Annotated in this window: 13 protein-coding genes and 1 riboswitch; of the genes, 6 read left to right on the forward strand and 7 right to left on the reverse strand. The window is 64.9% G+C overall.

Annotation, left to right across the window (positions count from 1 at the left end; all coding sequences use genetic code 11):
• Window positions 1–73: 73 nt before the first annotated feature.
• Window positions 74–706 carry a LysE/ArgO family amino acid transporter gene (locus tag N5P29_RS05035; protein WP_262277559.1) on the reverse strand — a complete coding sequence of 211 codons (633 nt, stop codon included), beginning with the start codon at window positions 704–706 and terminating at the stop codon, window positions 74–76.
• 68 nt (window positions 707–774) lie between these two features.
• Here N5P29_RS05035 and N5P29_RS05040 point away from each other — a divergent pair, with 68 nt between their 5' ends.
• Both N5P29_RS05040 and N5P29_RS05045 read left to right on the forward strand, forming a co-directional pair.
• Window positions 775–1,698, forward strand: coding sequence for a LysR family transcriptional regulator ArgP (locus N5P29_RS05040; protein ID WP_262277560.1), 924 nt, complete (start codon window positions 775–777; stop codon window positions 1,696–1,698).
• 83 nt (window positions 1,699–1,781) lie between these two features.
• A complete protein-coding gene (locus tag N5P29_RS05045) occupies window positions 1,782–2,003 on the forward strand; it encodes a hypothetical protein (RefSeq protein WP_262277561.1) in 222 nt (73 codons plus the stop codon).
• A gap of 8 nt (window positions 2,004–2,011) precedes the next feature.
• Here N5P29_RS05045 and N5P29_RS05050 read toward each other — a convergent pair whose 3' ends face one another.
• The 5 genes from N5P29_RS05050 to N5P29_RS05070 form a co-directional block, all read right to left on the reverse strand.
• Window positions 2,012–4,066, reverse strand: a complete 2,055-nt coding sequence (locus N5P29_RS05050; protein ID WP_262277562.1) for a multicopper oxidase family protein — start codon at window positions 4,064–4,066, stop codon at window positions 2,012–2,014.
• A 12-nt stretch (window positions 4,067–4,078) separates the two neighbouring features.
• Entirely contained in the window at window positions 4,079–4,546 is a 468-nt protein-coding gene (locus N5P29_RS05055) for a hypothetical protein (RefSeq protein ID WP_144662698.1), read from the reverse strand.
• A gap of 202 nt (window positions 4,547–4,748) precedes the next feature.
• Window positions 4,749–6,407, reverse strand: a complete 1,659-nt coding sequence (locus tag N5P29_RS05060; protein WP_262277563.1) for a DNA repair helicase XPB — start codon at window positions 6,405–6,407, stop codon at window positions 4,749–4,751.
• 55 nt (window positions 6,408–6,462) lie between these two features.
• A complete protein-coding gene (locus N5P29_RS05065) occupies window positions 6,463–8,928 on the reverse strand; it encodes a helicase-associated domain-containing protein (RefSeq protein WP_262277564.1) in 2,466 nt (821 codons plus the stop codon).
• A gap of 55 nt (window positions 8,929–8,983) precedes the next feature.
• Window positions 8,984–9,199, reverse strand: coding sequence for a hypothetical protein (locus N5P29_RS05070; RefSeq protein ID WP_262277565.1), 216 nt, complete (start codon window positions 9,197–9,199; stop codon window positions 8,984–8,986).
• A 224-nt stretch (window positions 9,200–9,423) separates the two neighbouring features.
• Here N5P29_RS05070 and N5P29_RS05075 point away from each other — a divergent pair, with 224 nt between their 5' ends.
• A complete protein-coding gene (locus tag N5P29_RS05075; RefSeq protein ID WP_090820714.1) occupies window positions 9,424–9,807 on the forward strand; it encodes a cold-shock protein in 384 nt (127 codons plus the stop codon).
• A 7-nt stretch (window positions 9,808–9,814) separates the two neighbouring features.
• On the forward strand, window positions 9,815–10,420 hold the full coding sequence (locus N5P29_RS05080) for a DUF3027 domain-containing protein (protein ID WP_262277566.1): 606 nt from the start codon (window positions 9,815–9,817) through the stop codon (window positions 10,418–10,420).
• 92 nt (window positions 10,421–10,512) lie between these two features.
• Here the strand turns inward: N5P29_RS05080 and serC are convergent, their stop codons facing one another.
• Entirely contained in the window at window positions 10,513–11,643 is a 1,131-nt protein-coding gene (gene serC, locus N5P29_RS05085) for a phosphoserine transaminase (RefSeq protein ID WP_262277567.1), read from the reverse strand.
• A 313-nt stretch (window positions 11,644–11,956) separates the two neighbouring features.
• On the opposite strand from serC, the gene N5P29_RS05090 reads away from it, so the two are divergent.
• Together N5P29_RS05090 and N5P29_RS05095 are read left to right on the forward strand one after the other, a co-directional pair.
• Window positions 11,957–12,652: an iron-dependent transcriptional repressor DtxR gene (locus N5P29_RS05090; RefSeq protein WP_262277568.1), complete on the forward strand. Its 696-nt coding sequence runs from the start codon at window positions 11,957–11,959 to the stop codon at window positions 12,650–12,652.
• Between the two features lie 194 nt (window positions 12,653–12,846).
• Window positions 12,847–13,087: riboswitch (cyclic di-AMP (ydaO/yuaA leader) on the forward strand.
• A 4-nt stretch (window positions 13,088–13,091) separates the two neighbouring features.
• A complete protein-coding gene (locus N5P29_RS05095) occupies window positions 13,092–13,928 on the forward strand; it encodes a M23 family metallopeptidase (protein WP_262277569.1) in 837 nt (278 codons plus the stop codon).
• The last annotated feature ends 24 nt before the right edge of the window (window positions 13,929–13,952 follow it).

Consider the following 13,952-nt stretch of genomic DNA (forward strand, 5'->3'; position numbering starts at 1 on the left):
TGCTCCCAGAAACTGTGAGTTATCTGGATGCTGCATGTGAGCCTACTGCGTGCCGCCGATACGCCGAAGCGGTTCAAGCACCCAGGACCAGACCGAGCCCCAGCGCCACCATGGTCACGGCAATTCCACCGTCCAGAAACCGCCAGGACAACGGACGCGCAAAGAATCCGCGGAGGAAGCGGGCGCCGAACCCCAGCGAACAAAACCACAGGATGCTTCCAGCCATGGCCCCGGCTCCGAACCACCACTGCAAGGGGCTTCCTTGGGCGCTGGCAAGCGAGCCGAGGAGCGCGATGTCCAAATAGACGTGCGGGTTGAGCCACGTGAGAGCCAGCACGGTCGTGACCGCTGCCGCGGCGCCTCCTTTGCCACGGGGACGTTCCTGACCGTCGCCGGCCATCAAAGACTGCGGACGCATGGCGCGCCTGGCGGCCATGAGGCCATATGTCACCAGGAAGGCGGCGCCTATGTAGCGGAGGACAACGACGGCGGCAGGGGCTGCCGTGGCGAGGGCACCGGTGCCAAGGACTCCGGCGGCGATGAGGACGGCGTCGGAGAGGGCGCAAACGGCGACAATGGGCACGATGTGCTCGCCGCGGATGCCCTGGCGCAGGACGAAGGCGTTCTGGGCGCCGATGGCAACGATGAGGGCCAGGCCTGTGGCCAAACCGAGGCCTGCTGAATGAAGGAAATCAAGGGAAGTCACTCTTCGAAATTACGGTCAGCGGATTCCTTAGACCAGCTAAAGATTCTGATGCTGCGTAAGCTGTGCTTATGACGCAATTTCCCTCCGAACAGTTATTGACGTTCGCCACCGTCCTCTCCGAGGGCACGTTGGAGGCCGCCGCGCGCCTGCTGCACATCACGCCGTCTGCCGTTTCCCAGCGGTTGAAGGCGCTGGAACAATCCACCGGCCGGGTCCTCCTGCAACGCAGCAATCCGGCGCTGGCCACCGAGGCCGGGGAAGTGGTGCTGCGGTTGGCCAGGCAGGTGGCCCAGCTCGAGGCCGATGCTGGAGAGGAACTGGGCTTGGACGGGGACAGGCCCAGGCTGGCTGTGCCGATCGTGGTCAACGCCGACTCTTTGGCGGTGTGGTTCCTCAAGGCCCTGGCGCGGGTTCCCGGCAACCTCAACGTGACGTTCGATCTCCACCGCGACGACGAACAACACTCCACGTCACTGCTGCGGTCCGGAACGGTCATGGCGGCTGTCACGGCCACCCCGGAACCCGTTCAGGGTTGCCGCGTGGAAAGCCTCGGCACCATGAGGTACCTCCCGGTCGCGGCACCCCGTTTTGTGGACCGCTGGTTCCCGGACTTCCCGGACGGACTCGACGGCGATGCGCTCAACGCTGCCCCCACAGTGGATTTCGACCGCAAAGACACCTACCAGTGGGCTTTCGTACAGTCCCGCCTTCGAGACGAGGGGAAGCCCGTTCCGGAGAGGAAGGGCCCGCGCCACTATGTGCCTGCATCGCAGGACTTCGGCGACGCAATCCGGCTGGGACTTGGCTGGGGCCTCATCCCGGAGGTTCAGTGCGGCCCGGACATCGCGGACGGGCGGCTGATCGAGCTGGCTCCGGAACGGCCCTTCGACGTGCCGCTCTACTGGCAGCGCTGGCGAACTGCCTCCGCGGTGCTCGATACGCTCAGTGAAACCGTCCGCGCGGTATCGGCGCAGTACCTGAGGACACCTTGACAGGGGACACCGTAAAAGCCCGAAATCCGAACACGCCCACGGATGCTTCAAAAAATGTCAGTGCCCCGTTCCACACTTAAAACATGGCAAACACAGCAGCTCCCGTCAGCATCCACCAGCATCAGAATTCCGATGTCGAGTTCCACGTCACCTACCTGGACACGGACACTGGCCGGATTCGCCGCGAGGACTTCCACGACCTCGTATCGGCCGAACGGTTCGCCAGCGCGCAGCTCCGCGACGCCGATGCCTGGGCAGTGGTAGACCAGGTGGACACCACGCCCAGCAAGCGGATGGTTGCCTGAATCCAGGCTCACTCGGGCCGGTTTCCGGCGTGCCCGCCGTGAACGAACGGGGATGACACGCCTTCGTATTTGAGCATCATCATCATGCCCTCGGCTGCATGATCGAGGTTGTGGCAATGATCCATCCAGATGCCCGGATTGTCAGCGTGGAGCAGCACTTCCCAGACTTCACCGGGCAGCACCTCCACGGTGTCCAGGATCAGAGGTGACCCAAGCGGGGCCATACCATTCCTGCTCAGAACCTGTACGTGATGGCCATGTGGATGCATGGGATGTGGCTCGGCGGTCCGGTTGACCACGGTTACTTTCACTGTGTCGCCCTCGGCCACCTCGATGGACGGAACCAGCGGGTAGGCGGCGCCGTTCACGGTAAATGCATACCGTGGCACTCCATCGACAAAGCGGAACTGCCGGTCCAGCACCACAACTTCCTCCCTCGTGACGGCCGCCGGGGCCTGAGTGACTGAAGGCCTATTGCCGGAGGATATTTTTCCGGCCGGGAGCGGCTCGCCATAGTCCAGCAAATCGAGCACAGGCAGCGTGGCAAATGTGCTCAAAGACGCCTTCCCGCCGGCCGCCGGAGCAGATCCCGCCGGCGCGAAGACCACCACGGCATCGGCAGCGGCATCCGAGCGCAGGGTCACGGGGGAGTCAGGCATGGTGAATGCGAGGTCCAGCCGCCCGCCAGCTCCCAGTCGGACCACCTTTCCCGCGATGTCCTGGGGTCCGTTGACCTCCGTTCCATCAACTGCCACAGCTTTGAACGAGGTACCCTCCAGCAGGTAGCGCTGCGGCAAGGAGTCGGTGTTGATCAGCCGCACCCGCACGCTGCTGCCTGGGGCGGCCTGGTACCCACTGCTGCGGTCTGAGGAGCCCAGCAACCCCAGACCGCCGAGGTCGTGCCCCGCCACCACGAGGTCCGTGCCCGCACGGACCTCCGCGGGATGGTGCACGACGAATGCACCGTAGAGGCCCTTGCGGACCCCCTCGGCTGAATCCTGATGTGTGTGATACCAGTAAGTACCAGTTTGCGCCGCGGTGAAGCGATACGTCACGGATTGCCCTGGCATCACGGCGTCCTGCGTCGCCCCGGCCACTCCGTCCATGGCGTTGGGAACGTCGTAACCGTGCCAGTGCAAAGTGACACCGGCGGCCACGTCCCGGTTCTTGAGGACCACCTCCACCACCTCGCCCAGCGTCGCTTCGATCGTTGGCCCGGGAAGACTCCCGAAGGTCCACGCTTCAGTGGCGCGCCCGGACGGCAACGTTACCTGTTCAACGCGGGCGGTCAGTTCATAGTGCCGGACCACAGCGTTGGCAGGCGTGCTCCCCACCAAGCTGGTCACCGACGTCGTACCCGTTACCGGGCCGTCGTCGTTACCGTGGTGACGTCCGACGGCAGCCGCGATCACCGCGCCGTTTCCGGAGCGGCTCCCAAGCCAGGCGAAAACTCCGGAGCCCACTACCGTGCACACCATAAGCGCGGCCACGGCAGCAGCCGGGCGCCTGGCGCGGGTGCGGCCGGAAGCTCCAGGCTGTGCCATGACGACCCCCGCAATCACGACCGTCCCGGCCACCATGAACAGGAGCACCGCGACGCTCCACGGTGCAGGGAACGGACCCAGGATCAGCGCCAATGCCAGTGAGGCCACGGCTGCCGCAGCTGCGGCCACCAGAGCCATCACTGCAGCCCGGCGGGTTCGGCCAAGAGGCCAAGGGGCGGTCCAGGATAGTTTGGCGCCGGTGTTCCGCCTCCTCAGCAAGAACGGAACACCGGCCATCGCGGCCCAAGCCGCGGGGATGGCGGTCAGAGGCAGGTTGATGGTGATGCGTTCGCTGGCAAACCACCAACTGCCGGCCACCAAAGCGGGAAGCAGGGCACAGCGTGCCGCCGTCATGGCGACGGCGGCACCGACCAACAACAACGCCAGATCGGTTCCGCGGCGCGGTCCTGGCTTGCGGTCAGTGCTTGAAAGTACGGTCATCCATGCGGCAGCGATCCACGCTGCTGCCGCCAGGACGGACAACACCAAATCCAGGGCAAGCAGCTGCGAGGTATTCACAGCTGCCCGGGTTCAGGCTGTCCTGGGCGTGGCAGAAGCATCCGAAGCCTTGGGCGGTAGCGGCTGCGGATTGAGGGCCGCGGCGCGGGCACGGGTAAAGAGCCAATAGGACATGAAGATGATCAAGAGCCCGGTCAGGGGGTGGATGGAAGCTACCCACGAACCAGATGGCGTGATGAAGTCTTCCGAGGAGCCGGTGAGCATACCCCCAATGATGAAGATGAACAACTGGACCCAGGAGAGCAGGAAAATTCCGGCGGCGAGCCAGATCGTCCGGGCACCCATCCTGGCAATGGCCGCCACAATGGCGGCGAGCAGTGCCGAGTAGCGCAGGACATACTGGCCGTTCATCACGTGGAAGACGCCCGCTTCACGCTGGGCTTCGATGGTGTTCTGGAAGTGGAAGTATCCTGCGAAAAACAGCTGTGCGAGTGCTGACAACAGGACGATTGCGGAAATGACCAAGAGGGCTTTGCGCATGGGGAATCCTCTGGGAAATAATCTCGGATTCTTCTAGGCCTGTGAACCGTCGGCGCCCTGGCTGCGGGCTTCCCCCACTGCCGGCGGCTGGCCGCCGGACTGCCTGGACCAAGGGCAGCCGCATCGGGCGGAGAGCTTCACTAGGAATCGTAAATTCGTTGGACGGCAATAGCAAGGGCCAGCAGGTGCATTCCGTGCGAAGCTACTGCTCCTGACCCACGTCCTTGCCGATGCCCTTGGCATCCATGATCCGGTAGGCGTAGCCCTGTTCTGCCAGGAACCGTTGGCGTTTGGCCGCAAAGTCCTGGTCGAGCGTGTCCCTGGCCACCAAGGAGTAGAACCTTGCCGCACGGCCATCCTGCTTCGGGCGGAGCAGGCGTCCCAAACGCTGGGCCTCTTCCTGGCGTGATCCGAAGGACCCTGAGACCTGGATGGCTACGGAGGCTTCGGGAAGGTCGATGGAAAAGTTGGCCACCTTGGACACCACCAGGGTCTGGATCTCTCCTTTGCGGAAGGCGTCGAAGAGCTTCTGCCGGGCCTTGACGCTGGTTTCGCCCTTGATGAGGGGCGCATCCAACCGCTCGGCAATCTCATCCAGCTGGTCGATGTACTGTCCGATCACCAGCAACTGCTCGCCTTGATGCACGGCGACCAGGTCCTCCACCAGCTTGGTCTTGGTTTCGGACGTGGCGCAGAGGCGGTACTTGTCGGCGTCGTCGGCCATCGCGTACGCCACGCGTTCGTCCCGGGGCAGATCCACGCGCACCTCGACGCAGTCCGCTGGCGCGATGTAGCCCTGGGCCTCGATGTCCTTCCACGGGGCGTCGTACCGCTTGGGTCCGATCAGGCTGAAGACCTCGCCTTCCCGGCCGTCCTCGCGGACCAGCGTGGCTGTCAGGCCAAGCCTGCGCCGGGCCTGCAGATCCGCGGTCATGCGGAAGATCGGGGCGGGCAGCAGGTGGACTTCGTCGTAGATGATGAGTCCCCAGTCGTGCCCGTCCACGAGTTCCAGGTGCGGATACAGGCCGCCACGCTTGGTTGTCAGGACCTGGTACGTGGCTATCGTGACCGGCCGGACTTCCTTCACTGCGCCGGAATACTCGCCGATTTCATCCTCCGTCAGGGAGGTCCTCTTGAGGAGCTCGTCCTTCCACTGCCGGGCGGAAACAGTGTTGGTCACCAGGATCAGGGTGGTGGTGGAGGACGTCGCCATTGCCGCCGCCCCCACCAGCGTTTTGCCCGCACCGCAAGGAAGTACGACGACGCCGCTGCCGCCGGCCCAGAAGTTCTCCGTGGCCAGTTTTTGGTACGGCCGCAATTGCCAGCCGCTTTCGTCGAGCATGATCAGGTGCGGTTGACCATCGACGTACCCGGCCAGGTCTTCCGCGGGCCATCCGAGCTTGAGGAGCAGCTGCTTCAGTTGCCCCCGCTGTGAGGAGTGCACCACTACGGTTTCGCCGTCGATCCGTGGCCCGAGCAGGGGCGCAATCTTCTTGGCGCGGATGACTTCCTCCAGGACGGGGTAGTCATCGGTGCGCATCACCAGGCCGTGCTGGGGGTCCTTCTCCAGCCGCAGGCGGCCATAGCGGGACATGGTCTCTTCGATGTCGATCAGCAAGGCGTGCGGCACCGGGAAACGCGAGTACTTCAACAGGGTGTCCAGCACCTGCTCGGCGTCCAGCCCCGCGGCGCGGGCATTCCACAGGCCCAACGGGGTGAGCCGGTAGCTGTGCATGTGTTCCGGGGCGCGTTCCAGTTCGGCGAAGGCGGCAATGGCGTGCCGGGCTTCGGTGGCGAGCTCGTGGTCGACTTCCAGCAGTATGGTCTTGTCACTTTGCACGATCAGCGGACCGTCGGTCACAGTTGAATCCTCACTTGGGCACCCTCAGGGCGCGGTTTGGCGGTCAGCGCTGTTGTCATGAACGCAGTTCTCCGGCGGGTTCCACATCGATGATCCGATGGATGGACAACACCCGTTCGGTGTCCTTGGCGGGATCGAACACCCGCACGCGTCCACCGGAGACTGATACAGGAACAACGGTTTCGGTGTTGGCATTCCCCAGGCTGTCCACCACATTCATGGTGACTGCCTGTTTGAGCCGGATGGCCGTCTGCAGAGTCTCCAGGCCCAGTTGCGTGGAAGCTTCCCCCGTCGCCTCGGCCGGGACAGTACGATGCTGCCGCAGAACCACAAGCTGTGCCTCGACGTCGTCGTCCGGCGGAGCCGTCCGGGGCGCCGTATAAACCGGGCGCGCGCTGCCCGGTACCGCGGTGGTCCGCTTGAAACGCACGACGGCGGGCTCGGCGTCCTGCACGGCGGGTGAGAGTCCCAGCTCGCGAAGGACCCGGGCGGTTTCCCGGGTGCTGGCCGAAGACGTAAGCACCGTAGGGGCGATGCGCACCAGGCTCAGGACGGAAGTCCGAGCTTCCTCGAGGAGTTCGGAAATGGCAGACTCATCGTCACTTTGAATGAAACTGGCGCTGGTTCCAACACGCAGCCGGCCATGCCGGGACGCGGTGTCCTGGATGAGGTACGCCAGGGGTTGGGGCACATCGGTCGCAGAGTGCTCCCGGAGGAACGACAACAGCGATTCCGCATCCTGTCCGGCGTCGAGGGCCCTGCGGATGGTGGCGGCAGAAAAGCGGTAGATCGACGCCGGACCCTGCCCTTCGGCGTCTGCCATCAGCAGCAGTGTCGCGCTCAGCTCCGGCGCGAGGTAGCCCGGGGCGACGGCTGTCAGGTCAGCCTGCAGCAGGATATGGTTCACGGCAGCCGGCAGGTGCTCGCCGAGGATGGTCATGGCCGCTTCGGGCTGGGAAGCGGCGATGGCAGAGCCCAGCTGGGTCAGGGCACCGGAACCCATCAGGCCCAGCAATGCTGCCTCTTCGAGAATGCCGCGCACCAGGGAACTGAATCGCCTGGACATCCGCGGCTGGGCCCATTCGGCCCGCTGCAGGACCGCCCTGGCGTCCAGCACGGGGGCCTTCCCGTCCGGAGCCGCTGCCTCAACTGTCAGCTCGTTCAGGATCTCAAGGACCCTTCGCCGCACAACCGGGGCGTCGGGCCGCTGGGCCTCGGCGGACAGGGCGTTGATGGTGGTGCCGGCCGCGCCATGATGGGTAGCAGAGGACGAAGGACCCGTCAGCGGCTGCCCCACCAACGATGGGGCGCGCTCGCTGGCCAGCCAGGCATTGACCAACCACAACCACTGCTCCTGGCGCGGCAAGGTGAGCCATTCCAGGGATGGCGGCTGGATCCAGGTGGAACTGTCCACATCGAGCCGCAGGAGACCGGACAAAGCACAAAGCTCGAGCAGGACCGCGGTCTGGTGCACTCCCAGGCGGATCGACTCGGCAAGGCGCCTCAGTTCCCGCACGCCCACCCCGCCGCTCCTGAGCGTGGACAGGGGCTGCTCCCGGACAGCGAACAGCAGCCCATTGGCCAAGCGCAACGTTTCGGCGATGGCGCCCATGGCAGCATTGCGCCGCAGCGCCGCGCTGGTATGGCCCAGTTCCGGAACAGGCGGCGACAAAGTGAAATCGTCAATTATCGCACCGCCTCGCAGCGCAAGGCCCACGCTGTGGGGCAATTCCACGTGGCCGGCATCCAGGGGCACCAACAGTCCGCGCGCCAACAGCCAGTCGATGGGCCCGACGTCGTGGCTTTCGTGACTCACGGAAGCCCGCCGTTGGGCCTGGGGTACTGCGCCCATGGCCCAGCTGCCGAACTTGTCCAGCAGGCCAGCCGTCCGCTCCGGAGCGGTGGACAGAATGGCGCGGAGGTTCTCCGGAGTGGAGGTCCAGCGTTGGAGTGCCAGTGCGGCATCCATGGGCGTGCTGGCCGGGTGGATTCCCGCGCCGCTTTGGTGCAGCTCGGCTACCAGATGGACCACGCGCTGGGCGAACGCCGGCTGAGTCCGGACGAGCTCGGTGTAGCTCCGGCCCAAGCCCGCAGGGTAGATGCCGATGACGTCCTTGAGGCTGCCCACCGGGAGATAGAAGCGTTGTCGCGATGTGGCTGGTGGCGAGCCCTGGGGTGGGTCTGCCCGGTGGATCAGGGCCAGCTCCTGCAGCTTGGCGAGGATCGGGTCCAGGGCCGAAAGAGTGGACCCGGCAATGACCTTCTTCAAACCGGCCGCCGAGATGCTGTGCCCGGTGTCTGCATTCGTGCACAGGTGCAGGGTTTCGAGAACCTGCATTTCCGGCTTGTTCAGCCGTTCCAGCGCCCGCTGGACGCTGACCCGGGCGCTTGCCCGTGCAGCCAGTGCGGCGAAGTCAGGCGCCATGGGGGATATAAGGTCCGGCCGCGCGGCAAACAAAGCCCGCAGCGAGTTGTCGCTGCGCGCTTCCAGTTCCTTGCTGAGCGCGCGAATAAGGGACATCAATCCAACGTTACCGCCCCCGGGCCGCTCCTGCCCGTCCCCGGAAGGACAGGTGCTATTGGCGGCGGCGTTGACGGACCGCGTCGAGCACCAGGACCACCGCGAGCATGAAGGCCACGGGCAGGCCGTAGAGCGCCGTGGAAGTAACCCAGACGGGCGCTGACCCGCCGTTGTAGGCCACCGCGATGACCGCGGCAACGGCGGCCAGGGAGAGGACGGCGATGGCAACGGCCGCCATCATGAGGGGGCGGCGATAACCCGGGGAAGTCATGCCATCAACGCTAGCAGGAGCCGGCCGGGAGTGGACGGGTCACACAAATGACGCTGTACGTTGCCGGAACAGGGCCGGACAAAGCGGGATTAGGGGGTCGGGCAGGATAACCTTGAAGGAACAGACCAACACGGACCGGGCTGTCACCCTCGATCCCGCAGCAATCTGCGGATGCGGTAGCGGCCCGGCGTGTCTCCCACGCAAAAACGAAGAAGGTTGATTACGTGCCTACCGGCAAGGTCAAGTGGTATGACAAGGAAAAGGGCTTCGGCTTCCTGGCAGCTGAAGACGGCCAGGAAGTTTTCCTGCCCAAGACGTCCCTGCCCGCGGGCGTAACCGAGCTCAAGGCCGGTACCCGGGTGGAGTTCGGTGTGGCGGACGGCCGCCGCGGCGCACAGGCACTGGGCCTTCGCGTGCTGGAAAAGACCCCGTCCATCGCCAAGGCCAAGCGCATGAACGCCAAGGACCTTGCCCCGATGGTGCAGGACCTGGTCACCGTCCTGGACAACCTGTCCGGTTCCCTGTCCTCGGGCAAGTACCCTGATGGCAACAAGGCCAAGGCCATCAGCATGGCGCTGCGCAAGGTTGCCGACGAGCTGGAAGCCTAGGACTGCCATGACCTCGGAATCCGCACAGGAAACTACACCGGCCACGGATGCCCTGGGTAACACCGGGGCTGGTCCTCGTGGTGCCCGCACTCCTGCCACCGGCGAAGCTTCCTCGCGGAAGCCTGCGCCCGCCAAGCCGCGTGCCGGTTTGCCCGTGTGGCGCACCGGCAAGCCGGATGCATTCCTGGCCGCCGCCGTCGATACTGCCCGCAAGGCAGTGGAGGGCATAGCGAAGCCGGGCGAGGTGGGGGCACACCTGGGCGCAAAGTCTGAAGGCGACCGGGTGGTCACCCACCTGTTCGAGTCCAAGCTGGCCGGCTACGGCGGCTGGCAGTGGTATGCAGTGGTGACCCGTAACTCCCGCTCCAAGATCGTCACGGTGAGCGAGCTCGGCCTGCTGCCGTCCGAGGATTCAATCCTGGCTCCGGAATGGGTGCCGTGGGCCAAGCGCGTCCGCCCCGAAGACGAGACCCCGTTGGTAGAGGAAACCGAGGGCGACGTCTCCGAGGAGTCCGTGCAGGCAGCCGAGGATGAGGCCACTGGCCCCGCCGAAAGCGAGGACGACGTCGAACCGGAAGACGCGGCGGACGAGGACGAAGCCGGGGCCGAGTAAGGCGACGGCGGCCAGCGTCGGTTCGCTGAGCGCACTTTAACGACGGAGCCGCCCGGGAATGACCCAGGCGGCTCCGTTCAACCCTGCGGGGATTACTTCTTCAGTTCGCCTACGACGTAGTCGATGCTGGCCAGCAGGGCGGAAACATCGTCCGGCTCGATGGCCACGAACGTGGCGATGCGCAGCTGGTTGCGGCCGAGCTTGCGGTACGGTTCGGTGTCCACCACGCCGTTGGCCCGCAGGACCTTGGCGATGGTCGCGGCGTCGATCGAGTCGTCGAAGTCGATGGTCGCAATGACGTTGGAGCGGTCCTCAGCCTTGGCGACGAACGGCGTGGCGTACTCGGAAGCTTCGGCCCAGGAGTAGATGCGGCTGGCTGAATCGGCCGTGCGCTTGCTGGCGAAGTCCAATCCACCGTTGCTGTTCAGCCATTGCACCTGGGCATCCAGGGTTACCAGCGTGGACAGTGACGGGGTGTTGTACGTCTGGTTCAGCTTGGAGTTGTCGATGGCGGTCTGCAGGTTCAGGAAGTCCGGGATCCAGCGGTCGCTTGCATTGATGCGCGCGGCGCGCTCCAGCGCAGCGGGGGAGAAGAGGCCAAGCCACAGTCCGCCGTCGGACGCGAAGTTCTTCTGAGGTGCGAAGTAGTAAACGTCAGCCTCCGCTACATCCACGTCCAGGCCGCCGGCGGCGGAGGTGGCGTCCACCAGGACGAGTGAACCTTCGTCGGCGCCCGCAACGCGCTTTACGGGAGCGGCGACGCCGGTTGAGGTTTCGTTCTGCGGCCAGGCGTAGGTGTCCACTCCTGCCTCCGCCTGTGCCACGGGGCGGGTGCCCGGTTCTGCCTTGAGGACGGACGAGGCATCAAGGAACGGGGCCTTGTTGGTGGCGGCAGCAAACTTGGAACCGAATTCGCCGAAGGAGAGGTGCTGGGCCTTCTTCTCCACCAGGCCGAAGGCGGCGACGTCCCAGAATGCGGTGGAACCGCCGACGCCGAGCACGACTTCGTAGCCTTCAGGAGCGCGGAAGAACTGGCTGAGGCCCTCGCGGACGGAACCCACCAGGTTCTTAACCGGGGCCTGGCGGTGGGAGGTGCCAAGGATGGTCCTGGAAGCAGCAGACAAGGCCTCGACTTGCTCCGGGCGGACCTTGGACGGTCCTGCACCGAAGCGGCCGTCCTTGGGCAGCAGGTCGGCGGGAATGGTGATGCTGTTGTCGCTCACGGTGGCTCCAATGTGTATCGGTCAAAGATGGGAGGTGGCAGGTGGCATCAACTGCCCCTTCGACTCCCCAATTCTGCCTGACGAGGCGTGCGCGCAGGAACCTGCGGTCGTTATAGTCCGCCACGTGGAACGCGGACCAACCGGATGCGACTGGAATGCGACAAGGACGCCGGGGAAAATTATCCGGAGTAATTCCAAATAAGCTAAGCTGGGAGCTGGCGTTCATGGGTGGCGGTGGCACCGCCTGCCCCGGCATGGGACGCGGTACGGTGGAGATTACGCAAGAAACTGCGTTCGAGGAGAGCTGAGCTGGATGACGGATCTGATCGATACCACTGAGATGTATCTTCGGACCATTTTGGAGCTTGAAGAAGAAAACATTGTGGCGCTCAGGGCCCGTATTGCCGAACGCCTGCGGCACTCCGGCCCCACGGTCTCCCAGACCATCGGCCGCATGGAGCGCGACGGCCTGGTCATCGTCTCGAACGACCGCCACCTGGAACTGACCGAGGCCGGACGCAAGCGCGCCACCGAAGTCATGCGCAAACACCGCTTGGCCGAGCGTCTCCTGGCAGATGTCATCGGTCTCGACTGGGCCTACGTGCACGATGAAGCGTGCCGCTGGGAGCACGTGATGAGCGAACGCGTCGAACGCCGCCTCTACGAACTCCTTGAGCACCCCACCGAGTCTCCGTACGGCAATCCCATTCCCGGGCTCGAAGCCCTGGGCGGCCTGACCGGCCAGCAATTCCCAAGGATCGACGTCAACCTCCTCCAGGCCATGGACAGTTACGCTTCGGATTCGCGCGTGGTCATCACCCGGCTGGCCGAGCCTATCCAGGTTGAGCCGGAACTGCTGACCCAGTTGGACGAGGGCGGGATCCGGCCGGGAGCGCCGGTATCCCTCGAACGCGTGGGCGAGTACATCTCGGTACGCGTGCCCGGCATCGAGGGCGCACTGGAGCTTCCGCCGGAAGTTGCAGCGCACGTCTTCGTCTCCCTCAACTGACCGACCGCCCTCCGGGGTCGGAAATTCACGTGTCAAACCTCACTTCTGCGTTGCCCGCGCGCGTGTGACCTGCACTTTTTCGGAAAGAGTGATAAGGGGCCGCCGCTGCGGTCGCGTTTTCTGTTGATAACGAATTTATTACCGAGGGCCTTAATCCCCTATAGTTATCTACTAGCGCTGATACCAAAGCGCTACCTGATCCGGAGCCGAGCTCTGCCAGCGGATTGGGTGAACCACCACCACTGGCAGAGGCGGGGGAACCACAAGCGGCTGTCTAAAGAAGCAGCCTTGGGGTGAAGTCCGCAGCAGAAGTGCCCACTAACGCAAGTCCCTTTTGGGATACCTGTGTGCCGTGAGTGCTTCGTGCGGACCGGGTCTTTGAACTCTCTGACCCGAATCCGACAGCTAACTTCGCAGGCTTTTGAGAGAGGAACAGAGTTTGACATCGCAGAACGTCAGGGGCCGCCGTCGTGCGTCCGGCCCCGCTACTGAGCTGCGGCCAGCCCGCGTCGTAACGGAGATCCGGCCCCGCGACACCGAACGTCAGGTGCGCCGCCGTAAGAGCCCGATGCGCCAGGTTGCCGACTTCGCCGCAGCAAGTGGCGTCGGGCAGAAGGCCGGAGTTGCGCTTGCCGCCACCGGCCTGGTCCTGACTGTCGGGCTGCCGGCTACCAGCCCCGTCATGGCCACCTCGGAATCGGGCCAGACCGAATCCGCCCTCGCCGTTGGCGGCCCCGTAGGAAGCCAGCCCGAGGTTTCCGCGGCAGCATCGGCCAAAATCGACTTCAGCCGTGCAGCTGTTGCCACCGCCGCCGACCCCGATGGAAAGCTGAAGCAACTGCTCAGCGCACAGTCCGCCGGCAGCATCCAGCGGTCCTCCTCCCTGGGAACCCTGGGCAGCCCCCTTGACTCCTTGGTCACGGCGTCGCCTTTCGGTTACCGCGTCAGCCCCCTGACCGGCGGAACCGGCGACTTCCACCGCGGCCAGGACTTCGTCGCCCAGTGCGGCACTGCCGTGCACGCGGCTGCGGCCGGCAAAGTGACCTTCGCCGGATGGCATGAGTACGGCGGAGGCAACCGCGTGGTCGTGGACCACGGAAACGGCCTTGAGACCACGTACAACCACCTGTCTTCGTTCAACGTCCAAGTGGGCCAGACGGTCAACCGCGGCGACACCGTTGCCCTCAGTGGCACCACAGGCGCCTCCACCGGCTGCCACCTCCACTTCGAGGTCCAGGTCAACGGCGAAGTCGTCGACCCCATGGGCTGGCTCTAAGCCAGTTGATGGTCCTCTCTCGCA

It is taken from the genome of Paenarthrobacter sp. JL.01a (assembly GCF_025452095.1).
GTDB lineage: Bacteria > Actinomycetota > Actinomycetes > Actinomycetales > Micrococcaceae > Arthrobacter.